A 25,208-nucleotide genomic window follows, 5' to 3' on the forward strand; every position below is an offset into this window, starting at 1 on the left:
AACCTATTCAATATGATAAAAATCATTTACTTAAGTCATAAACTGCTTCTTTAGCGAGCATACGATGTTCACTAAACATTCAAATTAGATTAAATTAATTAAATATGGGAATTTGCCCTTTAAAACAAAATTTCTCACCCTTATTTAAGATAGAACAATGATGAAGGAGTGATCTCGTGAAAAAAGTGGTTAAAGCTAAAAATCTGATTGCATTTCGACTATGGTTAGAAAAATTAGGATATTCCGTACGCACCCTGGCTGATGATCGTGGTTTCAGTTTCAGTTTCAAAAAAGAATACGGTCTGGTCACCTGTGATCTGGCCGGCAATGCACTCGCGATCCAGCTGGGTGAGGAATTTGAAGATCATTTAAAAGCCTGATGCAGGTTATTTTCAATCAAAAAAATAAATAAATTATTCCACTGATTCAGCAACTCTATTCTCCAATCTTTAGCCCGTTTCGATGGGCTTTTCTTTTTATCTTGATTAAATAAATTTCAGGCAATAAAAAAGCAAGGCATCAGCCTTGCTTTAATATGATGGTGGGGACGGAGAGACTCGAACTCTCACACCTCGCGGCGCTGGAACCTAAATCCAGTGCGTCTACCAATTTCGCCACGTCCCCATCAGGGTACCAACTTAGCGTTGGATTTTTTCAAACTTTGGCAGAGGATCAAGGACTCGAACCTTGACGAACGGTTTTGGAGACCGTCATGCTACCATTACACCAATCCTCTACTCGGCCAGTTTACTCAATTGCTCAAGTAAATTGGTGGGGACGGAGAGACTCGAACTCTCACACCTCGCGGCGCTGGAACCTAAATCCAGTGCGTCTACCAATTTCGCCACGTCCCCAATGGCTGTGTATATTATAGAGATAGACCGTCATTGACAAGCGATTTTACAAGCAATCACATTCTATTCCGCTAGAAATTAAACAGTTAATTATATTTTTTTACTTTTGATAAAATTTATCAAGACAATTTGACTCTTTGAAGACGAAACCACAAATTCAGTATTTTAAAAGGTCTGAGCTTTATTTTGTGTCATAAAAACCAAAATGTATAAAAAACAAACTACAGATCAAGCCTTATATTTTATGGCCTCGGCATTCAAAATAATGCAACCATGCTTTTTATATAACTTCCGTCACACACGTTCTATCAAGCAAAATAAGGATTTAAGAATAAGATCAATGAAAATTGCTGTATAAAATTTCAGGCAATAAAAAAGCAAGGCATTAGCCTTGCTTCAATATAATGGTGGGGATAGAGAGACTCGAACTCTCACGCCCAGAAGGCGCTGCGACCTGAACACAGTGCGTCTACCAATTCCGCCATATCCCCATGGCTGTGTATATTATAGCGATCAGACCCGATTCACAAGCAATTCTGTAGCAGGAAAATACTTTTATATCAAAATTTAAACAATTAATTCAGTGTTGCGTAAATACTGACCTATTTGCACTGTTGTCGCCTAGTTTCATCGAAACAGATAAGATCAATACGCACCACAGGAGAATCACATATTCAAATTTAGACTTTAGCTGACTTGCATAATATCAATTATTGCATCTAATAAAACAAAGTTTCCTGAAGTTCTGCCCTTTCCTGAGCATTGACCCGTTTTCTAACGTTCTTTAACAGACTAAACCTATGCGTAAAAGACAGCAAAATTTTACAGCTTAAAAAAGCTGGTATAAATTTCAGGCAATAAAAAAGCAAGGCATCAGCCTTGCTTTAATATGATGGTGGGGACGGAGAGACTCGAACTCTCACACCTCGCGGCGCTGGAACCTAAATCCAGTGCGTCTACCAATTTCGCCACGTCCCCATCAGGGTACCAACTTAGCGTTGGATTTTTTCAAACTTTGGCAGAGGATCAAGGACTCGAACCTTGACGAACGGTTTTGGAGACCGTCATGCTACCATTACACCAATCCTCTACTCGGCCAGTTTACTCAATTGCTCAAGTAAATTGGTGGGGACGGAGAGACTCGAACTCTCACACCTCGCGGCGCTGGAACCTAAATCCAGTGCGTCTACCAATTTCGCCACGTCCCCAATGGCTGTGTATAATATAGAGATCATTTCCAGCTGACAAGCCGTTTATAAGAAAAAAACACTCGTTTGATTAAATAAGAAACAATCCCGATTTTATTGTATTTTTCTCATTCGATTTCAGTCACTAAGTAGTGTTTAACCGCTTTAAAATCTGCCAACCGATGCTGTTTTTGCTTGCCTAGCATCAGCGCTAACAACTTTTCAAAAATCTGAATTTGTTCAGGCAACTCAACTTTTAGGCGCTGACAATGTAAAAACGCCCAATCCAGATAGTCAGTTGCCTGCAAGCGCTGTCCACTCAGCCATTCATAAAAAATCACGCCCAAAGCATAAACTTCGCTCTGCAAGCTTTTGGCTTTTCCTTGGAATAATTCCGGTGCCATATAACGTGGTGTGGCATTCAGCTCATCCACTTTCTGATCCAGAGCTTGCACTTGTTCAAAATCAAGCAGACATACCCTGCCCTGAGCATCAACAAAATGCTCCCGCTTTAAATCCGCATGTAAATAGCCCAGCTGTTGCAGGCAGAGTAAAGGTTCTACCGCTTGCAGCAAATGTTGTCGAATCTGCGTTACAGAAAGTTGATCTGGCATGATCTGAAAATGTGCTGGTGCATCGACCAGAATCAAAGCCTGTTCAAATTGTTCATGTTGAATGGTGAATAGCTGTTGAATAATTTGATGGGGAAGGAAAAAGTTCAGATCACTCGAACGGCTATGCGTTTGATAAAAATTCAGCTCCTGCTGCCAGCCCAGCTCTGCATGCGGAGATGATATTGAGCTGTCAGATTTAGTCGACACTTGAGTTTTTAGCCAGAATGCGGGCTGACCCGCAGCATAATACAGGCGTCGGCCAAAACCCAGACTGCGGGTTTTGGTTCTTGGTTGAAAATCGAAAGTATCAAGATGATCTAAATTAAGTGGTTGCAATATATTCAGGCTTTGGATCAGCAGTATATTGATAATTTAGCAGTTCCAGACAATGCTGAATAGTTTTCCCCACCCGTTCCTGAGTCTCGATTAAGGAAATTTTTGGCCAAGTGGCCCGTTCGCCTTCGCGCTGCAAGATTTTAAAGAGATAGGGCCGTGGATTTTGCAGCATATAGCTATAGTGGCGCAGGCTATATTTACCGACAATATTCACATCGCCATAATAACGCTGATCGACCACCCCATAGCCGTGATCGAGTATGCGGCGTACAGGTGGCAAGCTTCCGGCATGTTCCCGGGCAAAATCCATCATTCCTTTGGTAATCACCGCACCCTGACGGCGTACAATCCGTTGTGGCCAGCTTAAGGTACCTTTGCGGAAACGTGCGACATCATCTTGCATAAATGGCACGATATGCGGATTGACCTGGCTGGCGATGGTGTAATTGATATTGTACAGCCGGGCCATTTTTTCCTGTGGAAAATCACTGCGTACACTGCCATCGACCCAACGTGTTGCTCCCATATAAGGGGTATATTCACCATCATAACGCTTACTGGTCAAACGTACTGGCGGAAACAGAATAGGGACTGCACAAGAGGCCAAGACCGCACTCCAGACCAGCACATCCGGAGAAGTATAGGCATTTAAAATACGGGCATCCTGTGCTGAATCATAAGGGGCAACAGCAATATTGATATGCAGACCTGAGGTTTTGAGTGCTTCTTCAAAGGTCAGATCGCCTAAATTTTCGACCAGAAATTTTTTCAGGTATTTGACATCTGCCAGACCTCCATTGCCTTTCAGCAATTCACCCATGGTTCGGAAATGAAAAGCCTCATGAAAAAAATTATGCCCCTTCAAAAGATCGACATACTGCGAGGGTTTGGATACACCCAACATTGCCGTCATGATGGCACCTGCACTAGAACCTGACATGACCTTTGGCAATAAATCCTGCTCCATCAGAGCCTTACAAACGCCGGTATGAAACAGACCCAAGGTCGAGCCACCGGAAAACATCAGGGCCGGCTGACCATAGGCACGCTGACAGCCTTTAAAAAATTCAATTTTTTCTTCAATATTTAAACAGCTACAGTCTGTTGAAGCGATATGTGCCAGCCCCTGACTAACCTGCTCCACATAATCTTCAATAATTCTTTTGGTGCCGACATAGGCTTCGGTGAACAATAAAGGATGGGCAATATTGGCGATATCGTAGCTTAGACCTTCGCGCAGAATATACATCAGGTCGTGGGTACGTTTCTGTTGTCTATAGCGTCTTAATTTACCCAAACGATGCGCAATAACTTCTGCATCAAAATAGGGAGAGCTATTGTCGAATTTCCATTCTTGCGCCCCGGATTCTTCATCTATTTTTAGCGCAATATATTTCCATTCCTCATAGGACTCAGCTTGTTGCAGCTGCTGCTTGAGTTTTTTAATACGATAGGCCTGATGTGGATTAATGTCCTGAGTAAAATCTTTAAACAGCATCTGCCTTCTTCCCTATATTGTATTTTTCATTCATCTTGCACTGCGTAGAAAATATGCACCGATCTGTTCATAACAACAATAGCGAAAATTCTCTGCTTTAAGCAAATTATCACACTTTTCAGGCTTTGACTGTGAATTTTAGGGTGATAGTATCCTAGACATAATTTTAAATCTGTAATGCTGAGATCATGGCGAAAATTGAGTTACCTGACAATATCTTGAATACCCTTTCGACTGTTCTGCTGCAACTTCAGCAAAGCCTACCCGAGCTGAAACATGCTCCTGATTTTTCTGCACATGCCTATAAATGGCAACAGGGTGAACTCAAGCCCATTCATCAGCTTAGACAGATGGAACTGGCCGATTTAAAAGGGATTGAGCGACAAAAAGAAAAAGTCATCCAGAATACTTTACAGTTCTTAAATGGCTTGCCTGCCAATGATGTCTTGCTGACTGGTTCGCGTGGCACCGGTAAATCCTCTATCGTTCGTGCCCTGCTGACCGAATACGCAGCGCAAGGTTTACGCCTGATTGAGATTGAACGCGATGACTTGTCAGAACTTCCGGAAATTCAAAAACTGATTGTAGACCGCCCTGAAAAGTTTATTGTCTATTGCGATGATCTGGCCTTTAACGCAGAAGATGAAAATTATCGCAGTTTAAAAAGTGTATTAGATGGTTCATTGCAATCGGGTTCGAGTAATTTTGTGATTTATGCAACCAGTAACCGCCGCCATTTACTGCCAGAATTTATGCATGAAAATACGCCTGTCACCCGGGTCGATGTTCCGCAATATACTGAGCTACATCCTCAGGAAGCAATTGAAGAGAAGATTTCGCTATCTGACCGTTTCGGCTTATGGCTGTCTTTTTATCCAATGGATCAGAATTTATATCTGGAAATTGTAGAGCATTATCTTAAAAAGGCTGAGATGGAATTGACCCCGGAAACCCGAGCCGAAGCCTTGCGCTGGTGTCAGGCACGCGGTCAACGCTCAGGCCGTGCCGCTTATCAGTTCTCGAAACACTGGATTGGGGCAACTCAGTTGAATAATCTGGAACAATAGAAAATTCAAAAGATCAGGCTCAACGTAAATATCGCTTTGGGCCTTCTTAGATTCGCATTTGAAGTGCAACACCATGTTGTTGCCATAATACCTGACTCGGACTTTTAAAGCCGAGTCTTTTATCTTGTGTATCATGCAATTTTTACTCTGAATCTACTAAATCAAACCATCTAAATCAGCAAATGCATCGCGGTCCCATAGATATGTAGAACCTTGAGATTTTTACCTTCATTGCTAACATCTTCAGCAGTAATGCATTTTGCTCTCATATGTTCATCAAACTGACAGACTGGGTTCTGATCATAAACATTGAGTAAAATCTATGGATATTGCATTGGGTGAATATCTTTTAATGCCTCTTTAAACAAGACTCGACCAATCCTACGCTTTTATGCAGCTTTCAATACATATAACGCTATAATTTTGGCAATGCCTTTTGCTTCACTTAGCGAAACATCAATAAAGCCCTGAATATGCCCTGCTCCTTCTGTAACCAATAGAATATGGTTATTGAGCTTGAGCACCTGCAATCATAAAGCAAGCCGTGTATCTAGCTTATATTCCGCCAAAATAGGTAGATAGAGCATCTGCTGACAGGTTTCTTGCCCGCTCTGCACATGCGCTTGTGCAATAACTGCCACATCTTCAATTGTCGCAGGACGAATCATTCTTGATCCCTTTATCATTCATTTTATTTTTAAATTCTCCAATACTTCTTTGAAAAACACTATCTTATTAATCAAAACCTTGAAACTAAACATGATACATAGATTTGCCATTCCTCATAAAATGAGTTGACAGATAAAAGCTGAATATTGTGCTACTGGATATAACTTAGTGAATATCACAGCTAAATTGTGTTGGTCGCACTTCAACTTGTTCAGCATCACAGTGAACATTTACTATTACGTCATCACCAATACCAATACATGCATTACTTAAGACCCATAAATTATTTGTATAAAATTGCCAATTTCCTTCACCACGACAACGATACTGTACCTGCTTCAAACGGCAATCCGAATACACGTGATCTGGTCGTGTTGCACGTCCAACTACACCCACCAAATGCACACGTGGACGCCCTGAACTCCCACAACGAAGTGCACCTACACTGGTTCCATTACGTACTGCATTACGATATTGTAATAACTCAATTTTCTTTCTTGCTTCTTGCTCTTCTTTCTCGACTTGAGCCAGTTTACGTTTAAGCTCCTTTTCTTTTTCACTTAAACTTAACTGTTCTTTTTTAATTTCTGATTTTTTTTGATCATTATTTTTAATTACTGAATCAGTATTCTCACCTCTTGCCTTACGCGCTGCGTCTGCAAGATCCACCATTTTTTGAGCTTCTGCTGTCCGGTGTTTACCCAACAAATCGACCTGTTTTTGAATTTCTTTTTGTTTTACCGAGTTTTGATAAGTTTCACCATAGGTTCGCCCCCACTCTCCAGAAGGAGGTCCAATCATTACATATTCTGCAGAAAGACCTGTGGTGGTAAAGAACGATATATAAATTAAATATTTCTTCATTTGAAAATCAAAAAATCAAGCTTTTAAGTTGTATTTATATATTACCTAATACTGCTAAAAAAAGAAAAATACTAATCTTTAAAGTAGAGGAGTTTTATTTTAAAATAAAACGATTTATTTATTTGGCTTTTTATACATGAATTACCTAAAGTCTCTGACTATTATGTCCAGCTGTTTTTTATTTACAACACCACTTATAGCAGCAGAGCAAACTGTAGCAAATGCACAAAAATTTTTAACGATTATATTACCAGACAAAGGTATCCAATCTGGAGATTTAAAAAAATATTTTTCAGATATGGCTGATGAGCATGATGGATCAGCACGACTCGAAGGCTATAGTAAAATTACCAACGTAACTACTATTGATCGTTGTATTAGCAAAATAAATTATGATAATAATAGCTTATCTTTGAGAGTTTATCATGGTGGTTCAATGGTTGAACCGGTAGTATCCCTAAGACCTGACTTACGACTAGGGAGTACCGAAAATGGAATTGATTGGGGAAAGGTTTTAGAAGTTAAACAATCTAAAGAACTTGTTTCTATACGCTTAAAAAATAATGAACCATACACTATTTTTTCATTAGGAAGTGAAGATATAGCGACACGTGTAAACTATGCCATGACATTTCTTAAGCAAAAATGTGATCCAGCGAATGGAACAGGTTTTTAAGTTTAAAAGGCACTATGTTAAACATAGTGCCTTTTTTACTTATAACACACCTGGTGCACTGAAATTATATGAGCGTCGTGTAGGAGCAGGTGCTTGATAAATCGGAGGTGCAGTATATACAACTGGCTTAGGCTTATCATAGTTTATTTTACAAACCCAATAGGTTTGTTGAATATTTGAACATATACAACCTGAAGTAGTCGAACCACGTTGAATTTTCTCATCAGCTTGATTACATGCTTTACTTCTGTCTGCACCCACCCCTTTTGATGTATAATTGTATGCTTGGGTTTCAAAGCTAACAATAGCAGACAAACCAAGACCTAAAATAAAAAAATATTTAGATATATTCATTTAAACTACTCTAATCTTTGCTTAAAAGCGAAGATAACCAATAAAAACACTCACTCTCCCTATTTTAATTTTATTCTATTTATTTAAAACCATAAATGATCAAAAATAAGACAAATAAAAAATATTTTTTATTTGTACACTTTTATAAAAAATTAAATTTATTCTTAATTCCGCCTATCATAGAGCGGGATTCCTATATGATTAAACCATTTTACGGTATCTGTAAGAAAACACTTACTATGGCAGAGTCAAAATAATTTATTATTTGTTGAAAATTTCTACTCAATAAAACCAAGACAATAAAAAAGAGGCTTTCCGCCCCTTTCCTATCTATCTTTAAACCGCTTCAGGATTTTTTAACTCCGTCATCGGCCAACGTGGCGTTGTGGTTACCGCCAAGCCATCCTGCTGCCCTGCTTTCAAACGCTGATAACCGGCAAAGGCAATCATCGCGCCATTATCAGTACAAAGTGCCGGTTCTGCATAATAAACAGTCGCTTTAATTTTGGCTAAATCTGCTTCTAAACGCTCACGTAAGCGCTTGTTGGCACTGACACCACCGGCAATCACTAAGCGCTTCAAGCCCGTCTGTTTCAATGCTTTGACTGACTTTTTAACCAAGGTATCGACAATGGCTTCCTGAAAACTTGCTGCAATATCTGCATCACGGTTTTCATCACCCAGTTTTTTCATTTGTACAGATACAGCAGTTTTTAAACCGCTAAATGAGAATTCCAGCCCTTGATGGAGCATTGGACGTGGGAAAGCAAAAGCAGCAGGATTGCCTTGTTCAGCCAGTTTGGAAATGTTTGGCCCACCTGGATAGGGCAGACCCATCATTTTCGCCACTTTATCGAATGCTTCTCCGGCTGCATCATCAATCGATTCACCCAGCAATTCATACTGGCCAATGCCATAGGCTGCCATCAGCTGTGAATGCCCACCAGAGACCAACAGCGCCACAAATGGAAATTCTGGCGCTGTTTCAGACAATAATGGTGCGAGCATATGCCCCTCCATATGATGAACACCAATTGCCGGTTTGTTCAGTGCAAAGGCCAAAGTTCGACCAAACAACGCACCTGTCATTAATGCGCCCATTAAACCTGGCCCACGCGTATATGCAATGGCATCAATTTCCGATTTTTTGACGTCAGTTTGCTCCAATAATTCATTCATTAATGGAATCAGTTTACGCACATGATCACGTGACGCCAGCTCTGGAACCACACCGCCATATTCTGCATGCAGTTTAATCTGGCTATAAAGCACCTGTCCGCGTAAACCCAACTCGCTGTCATACAGCGCAAGTCCTGTTTCATCACACGACGTTTCCAAGCCTAAAACGATCATTAAACTGCCTATAACCTGTATCAATTCTATTGCAGTCACTATTATATGCTTGTGGTATGAGATGTAAATGAGTAAAATACTGACCTTCACTTGTGATCACAGGCATTCGGCCTGCGATCTTATCCATAACTTTATGAGGATTCTTCATGCCACAAGTTAAATTGAAAGAAGGCGAACCAGTAGACGTAGCTATCCGTCGTTTCAAACGTTCATGCGAAAAAGCGGGTGTTCTAGCTGACGTACGTAAGCGTGAATTCTACGAGAAACCAACTCAAGAACGTAAGCGCAAAAAAGCTGCTGCTGTTAAACGCTACCAAAAGAAATTGGCGCGTGAATCAGTACGTACGACTCGCCTTTACTAAGATTAATTTGTGATTGACTGCCTGGATTAAATAATGACGACTTTAAAAGACCAAATCACGGATGTTTTGAAAGCAACAATGCGTGCCAAAGAAATGTCCAAGCTGACGGTCATACGTGGTCTACAGGCGGCAATTAAGCAAATCGAAGTCGATGAGCGCAAAGAACTTGACGACGCTCAAGTTCTTGCGGTCATTGAAAAACAAATTAAACAACGTAAAGAATCGATCAAGGCCTTTGATGGTGCTGGTCGAGAAGATTTAGCTAGTAAGGAACAAGCCGAGGTTGAGGTATTATCTCAATTTCTACCAGAAGCTATGACTGAGGAAGAACTTGATTCCATCATTGCGCAAACGATTGCAGCGCAAGAAGCTACTAGCATGAAAGATATGGGTAAGGTGATGAATTCTCTGCGTCCGCTCATAGCCGGGCGCGCCGATCCTGCACAAGTTTCAGCTAAAATTAAAGCGAAACTTGCTTAATCCCACTTCTCTAATATTCGATCTTTAACGTTGAACTGACTTTTTATAAAAGACAGTTCTTAACGTATTCTTATTGCAAATAACAGTCAACCTGATAACGTTTCAGCAATTGCATCTCTTTTGAAGATTTCACTTCTATAATCACATCCTGTTTAGTTATCTTCTGAAACTGACGATCCAGATAAGCACGATTTTGGTCAGCCGCCTGATACAAGCGATCGGCATAACGTTGCACAATACTACAAAAATGTGAATTCTGTGCTGCGCTAAAACCTTGTTGCTGCGGATTCAAACCACCCAAGAATTGACGCGATTCCTTTTTATAGTCAGTATTAATACGCTCTACCGCATCTACATACTCAACAGCACTCGCAGCAAATACCGCATAATTCCACCCCAATAGACAGATGCCCAATAATATTTTCTTCATAGCATGCTTCAGATTTAATCGCACTGATCATTAAAAAAGATTGTAGCCCGATTCAGTATATCCTGACCATATCATCCTGATATAAAAAGCTTAAAACCTGACTAAGGCTTAAATTTTATATTGACGTGCCTGCTGCATCTGTTTCAGGCGTTGGTTAATGGTTGCCGATAAAGATTGATTATTTTTCGCTGTACGCTGTGCATGTAATAATGACTTGATGGCAGTTTCCTCATAACCGGACCAGTATTCTACTTCTGCACGATAACGCAGCACATTGGCGGCCTTGATTGCCGATGCAGGCTCTGCATTGGTCGCCAGTTGCATCAGTCGCCAGCCGCTCACATCGCGGGAATTGGCATTCAAAAATTTTTGTACAATCTGTTTAGCTTGATCTGGTTGCTGGGCACGAATCAAGACTTCTGCATATTTATAATTGAGCGCGCGGTTTTCCGGCATGATTCGCGCTGCTGAAGCCACACTTTTCAGCGCTGCATTCAACTGGTTCTGACCTAAGTAAATATCAGTCTGAAACAAGACCAATAAAGGATGCATCTGGTTATGCTTTTTCGCCTGATCTAAAGCAGCCTGTGCGGCCTGAAAATCACTTTGCTGTATCTGGTAGGCAGCCAAAGCAAGCTGACCGGCAAAATTATTCTGCCGATTCATCAAACTGAGCTGCTCCTCACTGGTCTGGTGAGACAGCACCCTGCTATACCATTTGATAATCTCAAAGTCCTGATCATTCAGCTTAGGTTTGACCGCAGGCAGCTGATTGGCACGCAAACGTGCTTCACTCATACGCTCAGTCGTCAGTGGATGGGTGAACCAGAAATCCGGCAGGAAGCTTAAGCGACTGGTCGAGCGATGCATGACTTCGAAGAAGTCAGCCATACTATGCGGGTTATAGCCCGAACGATACATATATTGCATGCCAATTCGGTCTGCTTCACGCTCCTGATTACGACTATAAGTCAGCTGTTTATCCATCAACGCGGCTTGCGAACCCATCATCACCGCAGCACCCGCATCACCATCCGCCTGAGAGGCCACCAATGCCCCGACCAGAATTCCGGCCAATGCCAGCAAACCCTGCCCCTTAAAAGCATCTTGAGAGCGACTGTAATGACGTTGTGTGACATGTGCAATTTCATGCGCCATCACCCCCGCCACTTCATCCATATTTCGGGCTGAATTGATTAAACCAGCATTAAGAGCAAACAGCCCTCCCGGCACAGCAAAAGCATTAATTTGTGGATCATTAATCACCAGCAAACCAATGGGCTGTTGTAACTGAGTCTGACTGAGAATATGAGAAAATACCGACAGCAGCTGGTCTTCCAGCCATGGATTCTGCATGACTGGCATTTGCTTATGCACTTCGCGATAGACTTTTTCACCGATCATTCTTTCTTTTTGCTGATCGAGTAAACCCACGCCTGTACCAATATCAGGCACAGAAAAGTGTGCAGTCGCTTGATTAAAATCATGGCTAGAGCTATGCCCTGTCACCATGCACATCGTTAAGCCACACGCCAACGCCAATCGTTTCAATGAAAAATCTCTAAATCTATTGTTCTAAGCTGCCTTGAATATAGCATTGAAAAATGGGCATATACGCAAGAAAATGTTATTTAATATTATTGAAACTCAGGATTAACCACATAGCGTGGCACTCGCCCTTCTAAAGCATCCACCAGATTCTGATAGGCCAATTCGGCCATTTTTTTACGGGTGGCAGTCGTCGCAGAACCCACGTGTGGCAATGTAACCACATTGTCCAACTGAAATAATTCAGATTCTTTTAAAGGCTCTTTCTGATAGACATCAAGACCAGCAGCAAAAATCTGCTTGGCTTTTAAAGCGTCAATTAAAGCCTGCTCATCAATGACTGAGCCACGTGAAATATTCACCAATACCGCATGTGGTTGCATTTTTGCCAACTCAGCCGCTGTAATCAGCGCTTTGGAATCAGCATTTAAGTCAACCGCAATAACGACAAAGTCGGAACGCTGTAATAGTTCATCTAAGTCAGAATACTGTGCATTCAGGCCTTGGGCCAATTCTGGTTTTTCACGGCGGTTATGGTACAAAATATTCATATTGAAACCATAAAAACCACGACGTGCAACTGCAGCTCCAATATGACCCAGACCGATAATACCTAAAGTTTTTCCAAAAATATCCAGACCAAATTGTGCTTCACCAACAGTACGCTGCCATTGTCCTTGTTTGGTCCAGTGATCCAGATAGGCCACTTTACGTGCCGCAGACATCAGCAATGTAAAAGCCAGATCTGCCGTGGTTTCAGTCAGTACATGCGGGGTATGGCTGAGATAGATATTTTTTTCATTTAAATAATCAAGTTCATAGTTGTCATAACCGACACTGACACTAGAAATGACTTTAAGCCGGGTGGCAGTCGCCAGATTGTCACGATTCAGCAATCGACCTGCACCAATCATGCCATCGGCATCCTGAACCTCCTGCAAAAGCTGCCGGTTCACATCGCCTAACTTGGGTTGTATATAAGCGACATCATAATGTTGTTCAAGTTTATTTTGAATATCAGCATCGATCTGACTAAATACAACCACTTTTTGTTTCATATTTTTTATTCCAAACTCATATTATTTCAAGCTGGCAGACCTATTTTGCATAAACTGCCATAAACATTTTTTCAGAATTGGCTGATCTAGCATTTCCTGTAAAGAAGCCAACTGGATTATTTTACTATTTGAAATATAAGGTACAGTTCCCAAAAAAATAATATTTTTCTCGGCACTCATCCCATCGAGAAAACCCTGAATATAAGAGTCCACACCGCGCCCATCCTGAACATTGGCCCAAGGAAATGGCCAGTTCAGCTCACAAAACTCGCTGACCACTGCACGCTGGATATTCGTCCATAAATTCTGGGTTTCTTCAGTCATTGCAGTCGCATCAATCACAATACTGCAATAGGCCAGACTTAAAATCTGCAAACTAAATGGCGGAATTTGTATGATTTCACGCTGTTCCTGAACCAGTACTGGCGTGGGCACTGATACCACAGGCATGACTTCAGCTTCGGGTTGAATAACCGGCTCAGGAATTGATAGATCTGTAAATACCTCGGGCTGCTTGGACTGAGGCAAGACAATGTCACTGTGAAATTCTGGTGCGGCCTGATCACGCCAGATCGAGACCTGATGTGGCTGACATGCGCTGTCCCTAGGAATCCAGAGATCAATTCCTAATGTTGCCAGTATGTCACGCTGATGCCCTATCATCTTTTCATCATCACCAATTTCAGGCTGAACATTTTAGCCGGATTGCCTCTACTTTGCCGAACTTTTTCCGCTTTTCTTTTTTATCCTGATGGATTCTAATACAAAGTCGATCTGCCTGCTAAAAACTGTACTTTTAATACTCAATTAAATCACTGCCTCTGTTATAACAGATGCAGTTTCAAACTGTGAATTGTTGTCTTCTTTTTTACATAATGGTTAAACTGTTTTTCTTCAACATTTGTTGAATAATCTGCTCTGCCTCAAAACCCAAGCGCCAATAAAGCAGTTCCATCACATCCAGTTCGTCCTGAGTCACAATACGGTCGCTCCACAAACAGGCTTCTGCGATACCCAAAATCCCGAGACGTTCACGCAGTAAAAGTCCCGCAATATCATTCAGAATTTCCGCCAGATCAATCGGCTCATCAGAAATTTCATTGTATAAGTCCAATTCTCGAGCCGACAAAATCCGGTTTAAAATGCGTTCGCGAACCTCAAGCTGGTTTCCGCTATTAATCTGCTGCACATGCAACAAGGCATCAATCAGACGCACAATCTGGGGCTTAACTTCATCCAAAGCTGTTGGAATATGTGCGGGCAATAGATTCAGTTCATATTTGACACATTCCAGCAATAAGGCATCGAGCAAGCCAATTTCACCATCTTCCTGAATAATTCGTGCCAGTTTCATCAAAAACTGACGTGCAACTGTGGTGGGCATCCCGCCAATATTCTTACAAGCTTGCTGGAAAATCGAAATATGCACCCGCCCATCCAGATTCAGCAGTGAATCTACAATGGCGCGGCTCACCTCAGCCTCAGTCGGAATAAATTCACGATATTGACGAATCATCAAAATGGCAACCATGACTTCACGCGAGCCGGTCGCCGTCTGCAATGCACGTTCAAGCAACTCCGGACGCGGCATACTCAGCCGCAGCTCTGGATTCAGTGGCTTGATCGCATCTTTAATTGCAAAGCTGATTGGAGATAGACGCAACAACGGCAGAGGCTGTGGCGAACTCCAGCTCATCGCAGTCTCGGGCACCACTTCTTCCAGAGAACGAAATAAACTGAATAAAGGCTGATTCTTGAGTTTCTTCAAGTTCTCGAGCTGCAAATCCTGAATCAGGGCAGGATTTAATTCATAAATTCGTTGATTAATATTTGGGTGAATATTCAACCAGTTTTGCGGACTCAAGGAATTGGCAAAACACATATGGGAAATGGATTCGGCATATTCACTATAGATTTGCGAACCGGAATGATGCACATGAATTCTGAGTAAAGTCTGGATATTGGCATCATTTTGAATCAGGCGGCGAGTTTTCTGGTCATTCTTAAAAGTGCGTCCACCCAGTGAAATATATTTAATAAAGCGTGTGATCAATACCCCCAAACTGCCAATCAGCCAGATTACTGCGCCAATTGCGACATAAAAGGTTTCAAACTTATTTTCACGTCGAATATCAGTTCGATAGAAACCAGATTTGGCAATTTTGCTGCCCCACTGGCTAAAGGTGGTTAAACTGCTATACAAAATTTTTAAGCGGGTATTTTCCGCAGTTTCACCCGACAGAATTTTATTAAATTCGTGACTGAGTAAACCATACAGCTCGACTTTATCCAGAGTTTGTACCGCACCCCAAGTCAGAATAATCGCGGTATCTCGCGGGCTAAAACCCGCCGTCAGCGTATTAACTCCAACTTCATCGGGCAGTACATACACCGCCGGAGGTTCAATTAAAAAGGTATCGGCCAGCTGCTGGGTAATTTGCAGTGCCGCACTTTCCTCAGGAATACTTTCCATCGGGCTGAGACGGCGCGCACCCATCTGTTTTGCCAGCGAATAACCGCCATTCCGGAAAAGATAAAATTCATAGATGACCGAGATCAGCATCACACATAACAGCAACGCAATCAGATAAGGACTGAGCATATGCCAGAAAATAGACTGGGTAGAATCAACATAAAAAACGAATAGACCAACAACGGTATTGATAATAAAAATAGTTAACAGCACAGCAATCAAGCAGAAGCTTACAGGCAATACGATATTCTTGTTTTTTATAAAATCATATCCTACGTTGCGCAATGTAGAACCCTAGTTAAGATTATTTTCAATGGGTTCATCATAAAACAAAAAAGCGGGAAATTCCCGCTTTTTCATGATGATTTTAAGCGCTTAGACTTCACGTACGCCAGTTAAATCCACAGAAGCTGCATCGATATTCACATCGATGTAATTCCCTTCTTTCATGGCACTGTCACTACGTTTTTGCTGTAGATCATCCAGATACTGCGCATCAATACCACCCGCGACATAAACGCCGTCAAATACCGAACAGTCAAAATCTTTCAGATCTGGCACTTTGGTGGTTCGAACTGCATCTTTTAAATCTTCCAGATCCTGGAACACCAAACGGTCTGCACCAATAATTTCACGAATTTCTTCGACGCTACGATCTGAGGCAATTAGCTCTGATTTTGCCGGCATATCGATACCGTACACGTTTGGATATTTCACCATCGGTGCTGCAGAAGCAAAGAAGACTTTTTTCGCGCCAGAATCACGTGCCATCTGGATAATTTCATTACAGGTCGTACCACGTACAATCGAGTCATCGACCAATAGTACATTTTTACCTTTAAATTCAAGCTCAACCGGGTTCAGTTTTTGACGTACCGATTTTTTACGCAATTGCTGACCTGGCATAATAAAAGTACGACCGATATAACGGTTTTTCATGAAACCTTCACGGAATTTCACACCCAGCATGTTGGCAAGTTCCAATGCAGAAGTACGTGAAGTATCCGGAATCGGAATCACCACATCGATATCATGCTCTTCACCCCACTCGCGCAGAATTTTTTGCGCCAGCTTCTCACCCATTTTCAGACGTGCTTTATACACCGAGATTCCATCAATAATGGCATCCGGACGGGCAAAATACACATATTCAAAAATACATGGACGATATTCAGGATTGGTCGCACATTGCTTGGTAAAGAAATTACCTTGTAAATCGATAAATACCGCTTCACCTGGCTGAATATCACGCTCAACTTTGAAGCCCAGCGCAGTAATCGCAACCGATTCAGAAGCTATGATATATTCCATGCCTTGTTCAGTTTCACGTGAACCGTAAATCAGTGGACGGATACCATTCGGATCACGGAAGCCCACCAGACCTTGTCCGGTAATCATTGCTACCACACCATAAGCACCTTTACAACGCTCATGCACACGTGTTACCGCGTGGAAAATATCTTCCGAAGTCGGCACCAATTTGCCATGTTTTTGCAATTCATGCGCTAGCACGTTTAGCAGCACTTCTGAATCAGAATCCGTGTTCATATGACGCAAGTCAGTTTTGAACAGGTCATCGTGAATTTCTTCGGCATTGGTCAAATTACCGTTATGCGCCAAGGTAATTCCATACGGCGAGTTCACATAAAATGGCTGTGCTTCTGCACTGCTCGATGAACCGGCTGTTGGATAACGCACATGACCAATCCCGTAATTTCCTTTCAAGGCACGCATATGACGGGTATGAAATACATCACGCACCATCCCATTGTCTTTACGAAGGAACAGACGCCCTTCATCACATGTCACGATCCCAGCTGCATCTTGTCCACGATGTTGTAACATCGTTAATGCATCAAACAACATTTGGTTAACGGGTGATTTACCAGCTATACCAACTACTCCACACATAGCAACCTCGCAGACAAGCTAGGATTAATAAAAAGGATTATTTGTAGACTCATCTGCAGCTCCAGATTTGGACGATGTTTCAGATGATACAGCTGAAGGTTTCGATGTCCCTTCAGGCTTGATATGTTGTAGTGCACCATTCGCGGCGTCTTTCGACATTTGAGTCGCCCAAGGCGCATAAGGCAATAAGGCTTGAATAAACTTGGACTGTTTCCAGTGCGGTGAGCTTTCTACCCACGGGCCAATGCCTTGCATGGTAATCAGCACAATCAGCAAGCCTTTCAGGCTACCAAAGACACCACCTGCCAGACGGTTAAGTGGACCCAGTTTAAGACTCTTTAAAATACGGTTTAAAAGCGCAGTGACGATCCAGGTCAGAACCACAATTAACAGGACGATAAAGGCGAAGGCTGCTATCTTTTGTACGACTGGATCTGTACTCAGAGCAACCATAGACGGCGCAAGTAGCGTTGAATATTTTGCCGCAACAATCAGGGCAAAGATCCATCCCACTAAGTTCGCAAAGGCTTTAATAAATCCTTGACGCAAACCGTTGAGCCCTCCAATGAGCAAGATAATCAGCAGAAAGATATCAATGGCATTCATAGGATTTAAAGTGCGTCTACACAATCTTTTACAAGTTCAGGTCCAGTATAGATGAGGCCACTATAAACTTGTACAAGGCTGGCACCTGCCTGTTTCTTGGCAACAGCATCTGCGCCTGAAAGAATACCACCCACACCAATCAAGGGAATTTGTCCTTTTAACACCTGAGCAAATGCAGCCAGACATGCGGTACTTTTCTCAAAGACTGGCGCGCCAGATAGACCACCTGCCTCCTCTGCATGCGCCAGACCTTCCACCCCTTCACGTGACAGTGTGGTATTGGTCACGATCAGACCATCAATCTTGAATTGCAGTAACTGCTTGGCAATAAAGGCAATATCGGTTTCGTCCAGATCAGGCGCTACTTTAAGGACCAAAGGTACATAATGCTGGTATTCCTGCGCCAATTCAAGCTGACGGTTTTTCAATGTTTCAAGCAGTTCGGTCAGTGCATCACCACTTTGTAAACTGCGCAGATTTTTGGTATTGGGAGAAGAAATATTGACGGTAATGTAAGACGCATAATTATAGACTTTTTCTAAACAGATAAGGTAATCATCTACTGCTTTTTCTACCGGAGTATCAGCGTTTTTACCGATATTGATGCCAAGAATGCCTTTAAATTTGGCAGCTTTGACATTTTCGACCAGCTGATCTACACCATCATTATTGAAACCCATCCGGTTAATAATGGCTTTGGCCTGCGGCAGACGGAACAAACGCGGATGAGGGTTGCCTGCTTGCGGTCGCGGCGTAATGGTACCAATTTCAATAAAACCAAAACCTTGACCAGCAAGGGCATCAATATAAGCACCATTTTTGTCTAAACCTGCCGCAAGCCCTACTGGATTGGGAAATTCGATTCCCATACAGGTTACAGGTTTTGCAGTAACATTTTGACGCATCAAGCCCATTTTATGGGATGATTTTAATAGTGATAGTGTCAGCTCATGTGCACGCTCTGGTGCTAAAGAAAACAACAAAGGGCGGGCTAGAGAATACAACATATCTAGAAAAGTCTACTGCTTTTTAAGTCGGCATATTATAGGCATAGGCTGACAAAAAAACCATGCTTTGCAAATCTTTATTTTTACCGTTTATTGCACGGTCGCGGTTAATTTAATCTGTCCTGCTTCATTATTTAGTTCCATTTTCTCAACACTTAGACCCATTTGTGCCAGTTGAGTCAGGAAGTTTGCCAAAACTGCATAATTTTCATGCATGACCGCCAATTGAATTTTTCCATCTATTTGCTGGGATGCAACCGAAAGACCTTGTTGCTGTGCCACCCGCTGTACTTTCTCTGCGGCATCCAGCTGCATGTCTCCAGCAGGTTTTATGGTGACTGCATTACTTTGCATCCAGACAATGGTATCTTTCAGCTGATTTAAACGTTTCTGCTGGGTGTCTGCTGCCTGATGCATATACCAGAGTGCTGAACTGACCGCAGCCACAACTACAAAAATAGTGGTAAAAATCACCAATACCCGTTCACGTGCCGAGAGACTGTCCAGATAATCACTCATTTTTTCAAAAGACTGATCCATGCGATTTTGTAGCGCTTCGATGGCTTTCATTATTGCACCCTCACCAGCCCAATGGCACCTGTTCCGCTGGCCTGAATATTCCCCAGCTCCACTTTAAAGCCTTGCTGACCCAATTGCTTGGTCAATGCATTTAGCGTATCTGATGAATTGGCCTTGAGCTCCATACTCAACACAGACGCATCATAATTGATCCGTTGTGCCACAATCTGGTTCTGCATCAAGACTGGTCCAATCCGACTAATCAGCTGTAATGCCTGTGTATCGGCGATCTGGCTTTGACGCAACTGCCCTTCAAACTGGCTTTTGATATTCTGCTCAGTGACCGGATAATTTTGCCCAAACCAGTACTTGAACTGATCAACGGCCTGTGCAGCGGTCTGATTTGCCACTTTTTTATATTGATACCAGCGCACCGCATCATAACTAAACTGTAAGACTAATATGCCCAGAAATACAGCTGCACATGCTTTCCAGTAACCGGAAATGGCACCTTCAGATTTAGCTTTGGGCAATACATTAAACGCATGTTGTTTGGGTTTTTTCAATACAGGAAGGACATACTGAAAAGATTCTAACTGCTCCTGTGTGACCAGTGCTTCTAGGCTACTTAACTGATCCTGATTCAGATTACTAACTTTATAATGCAAATCTTTGGGCTGATAATCCAGATACAGACTCAGATCATCCAGCGACTGGCCGATATATTCTGCCTCTCGTACCAACAAGCGCCCACCAATTTGGGTAATCACCCGCTGATTGGCTTCAGGAACTGGCAGTACCAAAAAGTCTGGCAGCAAAGCCGCCAGCTTGACGGGAATCAGGTTGAGAGAATACTGCAAGGTCTCGAGGGTCGAATTCGCAATCCCCATAATACTGACCTGATCAGGCTGCTGAAAATGATGCAGCACTTTCATGGCATCGACGGGCAGCACCACATATTCTTCAAGCAGATACTTGATGCCCTCATTGCCCATTTTTTTATATTGGCTCTTGGGCAAAGTCTGCTGCAAAATTTGCACATGACGGCTCGGGAAAAACACTACTGCTTCTTCGCCATGATGAGCCTGGATCTCCTGAATCAACTGCTCAAGTGTTTCCGCAGTATTCCAGAATTCCCCAGTTGACCATTGCCAAACCCCATTGGCCTCAGGCATCCATAAATACAACATCGATTGTGTACTACCGTTTTAATTGGTTTTTATAATGTAGGAATAAAACTTTTAACTGTTGTCGACAAACCCGCGGCAATGACTGGCTGCGCATAGATACGTGCTTCTGCCAATGCATAGGGATGAAAAGACTCCGCCAGCAAAATAGAAGAAATGTGCGCCACCACATTCATATGACACACCACGGCAATCGATTCATAAGGCAGTTGCGACAACCATTCAACCGCGACCTTGGCATCATCATCGGGTTTAATCGCATTACAGATCACCACCGGCACATCTTGAAAATACTGCTGCAGATGGGCCAGGGTTTCCTGCGCACGCAATAAGGGACTGACCACAAATACTTCAGGTTTAATCATATTTTTTAAGAACTGTGCAGTTTGCTCAGCCTGCTGATGACCACGCTCCGTCAATGGACGCTTGCTATCATTGCCATTGACTGGTGGAGCAGCCTCACCATGTCGCACTAAAGTCAGTTGCATTGGGTTTCCTTATTTTCTTTTGCCTGCATGATAACTGGCCAATATGACAATTCACATACAGTCCCTTTGTGTTATAGATCAGACTTGATGATGTGGCAAGACAAATTCCACATCACTGCGATGACCGTTTTTCATCAATGACAAGGCAATATTGAGTGGTGGTGCACCTTCAAAAATCACATCATACAAGGCAGAAGTAATTGGCATATAGACATCCAGTTCTTCGGAACGCGCCTTGACCTGTACGATGGTATTGATCCCTTCTGCAGTTTGACCCAGTTCAGTAGTAGCCTGCTCCAAAGTCTTGCCTTTGCCCAAGGCAAAACCAACCTGATAATTACGACTCAGCGGACTGCTACAAGTCGCAAATAAATCACCCACACCGGAAAGCCCGAGGAAAGTCAGCGGATTCGCGCCCAATTTTACCGCAAAACGGCTCATTTCGGCCAGTGCACGGGTCAGGATCATACTCTTGGTATTTTCACCCACGTTATACGCGGCTGCCATCCCCATCGCGACGGCATAAATATTTTTTAAGGCACCACCGAGTTCTACACCATGTACATCATCACTGGCAAAAACACGGAACAAGGCACTATGTAAGGCTTGCTGTACGGCATAACGTACCAGCTCAGACTCGCTGGCAATCACGGTTCCTGCCGGCTGACCTGCCACAATTTCCTTGGCGAGATTCGGTCCGGACAACACTCCATAAGGCACTTCTGGCAACACTTCCCGAATAATATCACTCATGAAGCTAAAAGTTTTGGCTTCAATCCCTTTGGTGAGTGAAATCACGGCTTGTGAGGTGATAAAAGGCTTGATTTGTTGCAGGACATCCCGAAAAGAATGACTTGGAATCGCGACTAAAATAATATCGCGATCACGCACAGCCAGTTCCAGATCCGACACAGCCAGTAAGTTTTCTTCCAGCTGGAAATCTGGCAAATAACGTTTATTGATATGCGTGGCATTGATATCTGCCGCAACAGCTTCATCACGAATCCAGATCATGGTATTACAACCATTACGCACTGCGGTATTGGCCATTGCGGTACCAAAACTGCCCCCACCCAACACCGTGACTCTTAAAGCGGTCTTATGATCGACTGCAACCGGCTCGACCAGTGCTGAAAAATTTAATTCTGACATGTTATTTTTTAATACCCTGTTATACCGTGCAAATTAACCGTTCTGATTCCAATAACTTACAAAATTACTGGTCTGAATCTCTGCGCGTGCTGGAATTGCTTTTGCTGCAGTGCCAATATAAATAATACCCGAGACCAGATCGTCTTTTGAAATTCCTAATGCCTGCTTAAACAGGCCAGATTCGACTACAGCACCACTGCGCCACATGGTCGAGAAACCCTGAACCTGGAGTGATAACAGAAAATTCTGTATGGCGGCACCTGAACTGAGAATCTGTTCAAAATGTGGAACTTTAGGATGATCTTGCAAACGCGTTAAAGCCAGCACCAATAGTGGCGCACGGAATGGATGATTCTTGACCCGTTCAATCTGTGCCGTTTCAGTTTCACCCAGATCGACCAGTGCCTGAGACAACAGCTCCCCAAATGCTTCACGCTGTGCATCAGGTATCACCACAAAGGTGGTGGGTTTCAACCGATGATGATCCGGTGCTGTCAATGCCGCCTGAAAAGCCAGCTCCAGCTGTTCTGCATTCGGTGCCGGTGCCAGCAAATGTCCTATTGATTGACGTTGGTGAATATTTTGATGAACGATGTCGACCACGGATTCCGTCATTGCTTTGTAGATCTATACTTAAAAACTGTTTTCAAGATTAGCATATTCCCGCTGTAATACTCTATAAACTTCACCGCGACTTAGCCGCAAAAATCACTCAAGAACATTACAATATTTTTATTTTAATCAATGAAATGCTTAGCTGAATTACTTTTTTAGCATAGAGTCACACTAAAAATTTCCAAACTTATACAACAGCTCCAAACTCTGTGCGCTTTACTATGCTCAAATAAGCTTAATTCTGTTTTCACCCGAGATTTTATCATGAAAAAAACAATTGCGATCAGCGGATTAGCAGCTTCAGCTCTACTTTTAACTGCCTGTGCTTCCAACCCAACCTCACTGGCAATTCAGAAAGAAAATAATCAGTTTGAGGTCACCGGATTAGGTAAAAATCAATTAACTGCCAAAAATAATGCCATTAATGCTGCCAGCAAAACCTGTGGTTCGAAAGCTACTGCGATTATTATCGATGAAAAGACGGGTTATAACGGGGCATTAAAAGGTGTCGTTGATGATCAGACTGGACAGATGATTCAGGCAGCAGCGACTGTTTTAGGTAATATCGCAGGCACCAATACCGGTTTAAACCAGAATGATGACTATCAAACCATTTTGACTTTCCGTTGTCAGGCCAAATAAGTCCAGATCACATGGTCATAAAAAAACCGCTCTTCAAGAGCGGTTTTTTTAATCTGGATTAGCAATAACCTTCCAGACGGGTCAAAGGCAATTTCTGTCCAATCGCCTTCTCAATTTCTGGTAGATAGAACGCATCATCTTCGGCAAGGAAACTAATACTCACACCACGTGTTCCCGCACGGCCAGTACGTCCAATACGATGTACATAATCATCTGACTGTTCAGGTAAAGTGAAGTTCACCACATGTGAAACACCATCCACATGAATACCACGACCCGCAACATCTGTTGCAATCATAATGTTGTGCTTACCATTTTTGAACTGGTCTAGCATTTTTAGACGCTTGTCTTGAGCAATCTCACCAGACAGCATGACCACCTTATAACCATCACGTTTTAAATGATCATAAAGCTTACGCACCTGATCACGACGGTTGGCGAAAATCATCACCTTTTCAATCGGCTCATCACGCAAGATTTCTTGCAACAGTTTATATTTATCGGCCTTAGCCACCATATACACCCGTTGCTCGACATCGGCATTGGTTTTCTTTTCCGGTTCAATTTCAACTGTGACCGGTTCAAATAACCATTGCTGTGCCAAATTTAGTACATCATAGCTAAATGTTGCAGAGAACATTAAAGTCTGACGTTGCTCCTTACGCGGCGAAAAACGCACAATGCGTTTCACTGAAGGAATAAAGCCCATATCGAGTAGACGATCCGCTTCATCAATGACCAGAAATTCAATCTGATCCAGCCAGACTTCTTTTTGCTCGACAAAATCGATCAAACGACCGGGTGTCGCGACCATAATATCGACAGGTGCTTTATTTAGTTGATTCTTTTGCTTGTCAAAATCTACACCACCCAGCAAAGTCACGACATTGAGACCGGCATATTTGGCCAGATCCTGTGCATCGCTTTCAATTTGCAGTGCCAGTTCACGGGTCGGTGCCAAAATCAGGGCACGCGGTTCACCACGATAACGCTGCTCCTGAATTGGGTTATTTAATAGATCATTCATGATACTAATTAAAAAAGCTGCAGTTTTACCTGTACCTGTCTGTGCGCGGCCAATGGCATCATGTCCTGCCAGCGTGAATTTTAAAACCTTCTGCTGGATAGGCGTCATGGTGGTAAAGCCTAAAGCATCAATCGCTTTTTTTAGATTGGGATGTAAATTTAAGGTTTCAAAACCAGATGACATAAAGCGGTGCTCTACTTGGGTAATCACTAAGATGGGGATAGTATAAAC

At 42.6% G+C, this 25,208-nt stretch carries 27 protein-coding genes and 7 tRNA genes; 6 read left to right on the top strand and 28 right to left on the bottom strand.

Annotated features, from left to right (window positions below; genetic code table 11):
- The first annotated feature begins 176 nt into the window (after positions 1-176).
- On the top strand, positions 177-380 hold the full coding sequence (locus FTU44_RS07425) for a hypothetical protein (RefSeq protein WP_005096596.1): 204 nt from the start codon (positions 177-179) through the stop codon (positions 378-380).
- A 159-nt stretch (positions 381-539) separates the two neighbouring features.
- On the opposite strand, the gene FTU44_RS07430 is transcribed toward FTU44_RS07425, so the two are convergent.
- The 9 genes from FTU44_RS07430 to FTU44_RS07470 all read right to left on the bottom strand — a co-directional run bounded on the left by FTU44_RS07430 (position 540) and on the right by FTU44_RS07470 (position 4,489).
- Positions 540-624: transfer RNA gene (locus FTU44_RS07430), tRNA-Leu, on the bottom strand.
- A gap of 38 nt (positions 625-662) precedes the next feature.
- Positions 663-736: transfer RNA gene (locus FTU44_RS07435), tRNA-Trp, on the bottom strand.
- Between the two features lie 33 nt (positions 737-769).
- Positions 770-854 (bottom strand) — tRNA-Leu (locus tag FTU44_RS07440).
- 405 nt (positions 855-1,259) lie between these two features.
- Positions 1,260-1,345 (bottom strand) — tRNA-Leu (locus tag FTU44_RS07445).
- A gap of 402 nt (positions 1,346-1,747) precedes the next feature.
- Positions 1,748-1,832: transfer RNA gene (locus FTU44_RS07450), tRNA-Leu, on the bottom strand.
- Positions 1,833-1,870: 38 nt separating this feature from the next.
- Positions 1,871-1,944: transfer RNA gene (locus tag FTU44_RS07455), tRNA-Trp, on the bottom strand.
- Positions 1,945-1,977: 33 nt separating this feature from the next.
- A tRNA-Leu gene (locus tag FTU44_RS07460) sits at positions 1,978-2,062 on the bottom strand.
- A 107-nt stretch (positions 2,063-2,169) separates the two neighbouring features.
- Positions 2,170-2,991, bottom strand: a complete 822-nt coding sequence (locus tag FTU44_RS07465) for a protein kinase (protein ID WP_180049979.1) — start codon at positions 2,989-2,991, stop codon at positions 2,170-2,172.
- Positions 2,978-4,489, bottom strand: coding sequence for a DUF3336 domain-containing protein (locus FTU44_RS07470; protein WP_180049981.1), 1,512 nt, complete (start codon positions 4,487-4,489; stop codon positions 2,978-2,980). Before FTU44_RS07470 ends, FTU44_RS07465 begins: the two co-directional genes overlap by 14 nt.
- 188 nt (positions 4,490-4,677) lie before the next feature.
- Between FTU44_RS07470 and FTU44_RS07475 the strand changes: the two genes are divergently transcribed.
- Positions 4,678-5,556 carry an ATP-binding protein gene (locus FTU44_RS07475; RefSeq protein ID WP_159137925.1) on the top strand — a complete coding sequence of 293 codons (879 nt, stop codon included), beginning with the start codon at positions 4,678-4,680 and terminating at the stop codon, positions 5,554-5,556.
- 389 nt (positions 5,557-5,945) lie between these two features.
- Here the strand turns inward: FTU44_RS07475 and FTU44_RS15195 are convergent, their stop codons facing one another.
- The 3 genes from FTU44_RS15195 to FTU44_RS07485 all read right to left on the bottom strand — a co-directional run bounded on the left by FTU44_RS15195 (position 5,946) and on the right by FTU44_RS07485 (position 7,026).
- Positions 5,946-6,080: a hypothetical protein gene (locus tag FTU44_RS15195; RefSeq protein WP_257222781.1), complete on the bottom strand. Its 135-nt coding sequence runs from the start codon at positions 6,078-6,080 to the stop codon at positions 5,946-5,948.
- A 6-nt stretch (positions 6,081-6,086) separates the two neighbouring features.
- Positions 6,087-6,224 carry a hypothetical protein gene (locus FTU44_RS07480; RefSeq protein ID WP_157797501.1) on the bottom strand — a complete coding sequence of 46 codons (138 nt, stop codon included), beginning with the start codon at positions 6,222-6,224 and terminating at the stop codon, positions 6,087-6,089.
- Between the two features lie 166 nt (positions 6,225-6,390).
- A complete protein-coding gene (locus FTU44_RS07485) occupies positions 6,391-7,026 on the bottom strand; it encodes a hypothetical protein (protein ID WP_074382962.1) in 636 nt (211 codons plus the stop codon).
- Positions 7,027-7,225: 199 nt separating this feature from the next.
- On the opposite strand from FTU44_RS07485, the gene FTU44_RS07490 reads away from it, so the two are divergent.
- Entirely contained in the window at positions 7,226-7,765 is a 540-nt protein-coding gene (locus FTU44_RS07490) for a hypothetical protein (protein ID WP_074382963.1), read from the top strand.
- 39 nt (positions 7,766-7,804) lie between these two features.
- Here the strand turns inward: FTU44_RS07490 and FTU44_RS07495 are convergent, their stop codons facing one another.
- Together FTU44_RS07495 and tsaD are read right to left on the bottom strand one after the other, a co-directional pair.
- Positions 7,805-8,119, bottom strand: a complete 315-nt coding sequence (locus tag FTU44_RS07495; RefSeq protein WP_141667071.1) for a hypothetical protein — start codon at positions 8,117-8,119, stop codon at positions 7,805-7,807.
- 336 nt (positions 8,120-8,455) lie between these two features.
- Positions 8,456-9,472, bottom strand: coding sequence for a tRNA (adenosine(37)-N6)-threonylcarbamoyltransferase complex transferase subunit TsaD (gene tsaD, locus FTU44_RS07500; RefSeq protein WP_074382964.1), 1,017 nt, complete (start codon positions 9,470-9,472; stop codon positions 8,456-8,458).
- 146 nt (positions 9,473-9,618) lie between these two features.
- Between tsaD and rpsU the strand changes: the two genes are divergently transcribed.
- Together rpsU and FTU44_RS07510 are read left to right on the top strand one after the other, a co-directional pair.
- Positions 9,619-9,834 carry a 30S ribosomal protein S21 gene (rpsU, locus tag FTU44_RS07505; RefSeq protein WP_001136722.1) on the top strand — a complete coding sequence of 72 codons (216 nt, stop codon included), beginning with the start codon at positions 9,619-9,621 and terminating at the stop codon, positions 9,832-9,834.
- Positions 9,835-9,867: 33 nt separating this feature from the next.
- Positions 9,868-10,314 (top strand): GatB/YqeY domain-containing protein, encoded by a 447-nt coding sequence (locus FTU44_RS07510; protein ID WP_004729943.1) that lies wholly within the window; start codon positions 9,868-9,870, stop codon positions 10,312-10,314.
- A 70-nt stretch (positions 10,315-10,384) separates the two neighbouring features.
- On the opposite strand, the gene FTU44_RS07515 is transcribed toward FTU44_RS07510, so the two are convergent.
- The 13 genes from FTU44_RS07515 to FTU44_RS07575 all read right to left on the bottom strand — a co-directional run bounded on the left by FTU44_RS07515 (position 10,385) and on the right by FTU44_RS07575 (position 23,308).
- Positions 10,385-10,744: a hypothetical protein gene (locus FTU44_RS07515; RefSeq protein ID WP_004729945.1), complete on the bottom strand. Its 360-nt coding sequence runs from the start codon at positions 10,742-10,744 to the stop codon at positions 10,385-10,387.
- Positions 10,745-10,852: 108 nt separating this feature from the next.
- Complete coding sequence (locus FTU44_RS07520) at positions 10,853-12,295, bottom strand: M48 family metalloprotease (protein WP_218949980.1); 1,443 nt, start codon at positions 12,293-12,295, stop codon at positions 10,853-10,855.
- Between the two features lie 86 nt (positions 12,296-12,381).
- The gene (locus tag FTU44_RS07525; protein WP_180049983.1) at positions 12,382-13,350 is read right to left on the bottom strand and encodes a D-glycerate dehydrogenase; all 969 of its coding nucleotides are present in this window, start codon (positions 13,348-13,350) and stop codon (positions 12,382-12,384) included.
- A 21-nt stretch (positions 13,351-13,371) separates the two neighbouring features.
- Positions 13,372-14,013: a hypothetical protein gene (locus FTU44_RS07530; protein ID WP_180049985.1), complete on the bottom strand. Its 642-nt coding sequence runs from the start codon at positions 14,011-14,013 to the stop codon at positions 13,372-13,374.
- A 205-nt stretch (positions 14,014-14,218) separates the two neighbouring features.
- On the bottom strand, positions 14,219-16,108 hold the full coding sequence (locus tag FTU44_RS07535; RefSeq protein ID WP_100358068.1) for a M48 family metalloprotease: 1,890 nt from the start codon (positions 16,106-16,108) through the stop codon (positions 14,219-14,221).
- A 90-nt stretch (positions 16,109-16,198) separates the two neighbouring features.
- Positions 16,199-17,734, bottom strand: a complete 1,536-nt coding sequence (gene purF / locus FTU44_RS07540; RefSeq protein WP_100534938.1) for an amidophosphoribosyltransferase — start codon at positions 17,732-17,734, stop codon at positions 16,199-16,201.
- A 24-nt stretch (positions 17,735-17,758) separates the two neighbouring features.
- A complete protein-coding gene (locus FTU44_RS07545; protein WP_005096581.1) occupies positions 17,759-18,340 on the bottom strand; it encodes a CvpA family protein in 582 nt (193 codons plus the stop codon).
- Between the two features lie 5 nt (positions 18,341-18,345).
- On the bottom strand, positions 18,346-19,347 hold the full coding sequence (locus FTU44_RS07550; protein ID WP_180049987.1) for a quinone-dependent dihydroorotate dehydrogenase: 1,002 nt from the start codon (positions 19,345-19,347) through the stop codon (positions 18,346-18,348).
- Between the two features lie 90 nt (positions 19,348-19,437).
- Positions 19,438-19,917: a type II secretion system protein GspM gene (gspM, locus tag FTU44_RS07555; RefSeq protein WP_100329785.1), complete on the bottom strand. Its 480-nt coding sequence runs from the start codon at positions 19,915-19,917 to the stop codon at positions 19,438-19,440.
- Positions 19,917-21,056: a type II secretion system protein GspL gene (gene gspL / locus FTU44_RS07560; RefSeq protein ID WP_100329786.1), complete on the bottom strand. Its 1,140-nt coding sequence runs from the start codon at positions 21,054-21,056 to the stop codon at positions 19,917-19,919. The genes gspM and gspL overlap by 1 nt, the downstream gene beginning before the upstream one ends.
- Positions 21,057-21,085: 29 nt before the next feature.
- Positions 21,086-21,541, bottom strand: coding sequence for a phosphohistidine phosphatase SixA (sixA, locus tag FTU44_RS07565; protein ID WP_005096577.1), 456 nt, complete (start codon positions 21,539-21,541; stop codon positions 21,086-21,088).
- 78 nt (positions 21,542-21,619) lie between these two features.
- Positions 21,620-22,693, bottom strand: a complete 1,074-nt coding sequence (locus FTU44_RS07570; RefSeq protein WP_005096576.1) for an NAD(P)H-dependent glycerol-3-phosphate dehydrogenase — start codon at positions 22,691-22,693, stop codon at positions 21,620-21,622.
- A 33-nt stretch (positions 22,694-22,726) separates the two neighbouring features.
- A complete protein-coding gene (locus tag FTU44_RS07575) occupies positions 22,727-23,308 on the bottom strand; it encodes a nitroreductase family protein (protein WP_074382970.1) in 582 nt (193 codons plus the stop codon).
- Between the two features lie 264 nt (positions 23,309-23,572).
- Here FTU44_RS07575 and FTU44_RS07580 point away from each other — a divergent pair, with 264 nt between their 5' ends.
- Complete coding sequence (locus tag FTU44_RS07580; RefSeq protein ID WP_005171568.1) at positions 23,573-23,950, top strand: hypothetical protein; 378 nt, start codon at positions 23,573-23,575, stop codon at positions 23,948-23,950.
- A 58-nt stretch (positions 23,951-24,008) separates the two neighbouring features.
- Here FTU44_RS07580 and rhlB read toward each other — a convergent pair whose 3' ends face one another.
- Positions 24,009-25,160: an ATP-dependent RNA helicase RhlB gene (gene rhlB / locus FTU44_RS07585; protein WP_005096570.1), complete on the bottom strand. Its 1,152-nt coding sequence runs from the start codon at positions 25,158-25,160 to the stop codon at positions 24,009-24,011.
- Positions 25,161-25,208: the final 48 nt, after the last annotated feature.

Source organism: Acinetobacter sp. YH12105, assembly GCF_013419095.1.
Lineage (GTDB): Bacteria > Pseudomonadota > Gammaproteobacteria > Pseudomonadales > Moraxellaceae > Acinetobacter > Acinetobacter pseudolwoffii.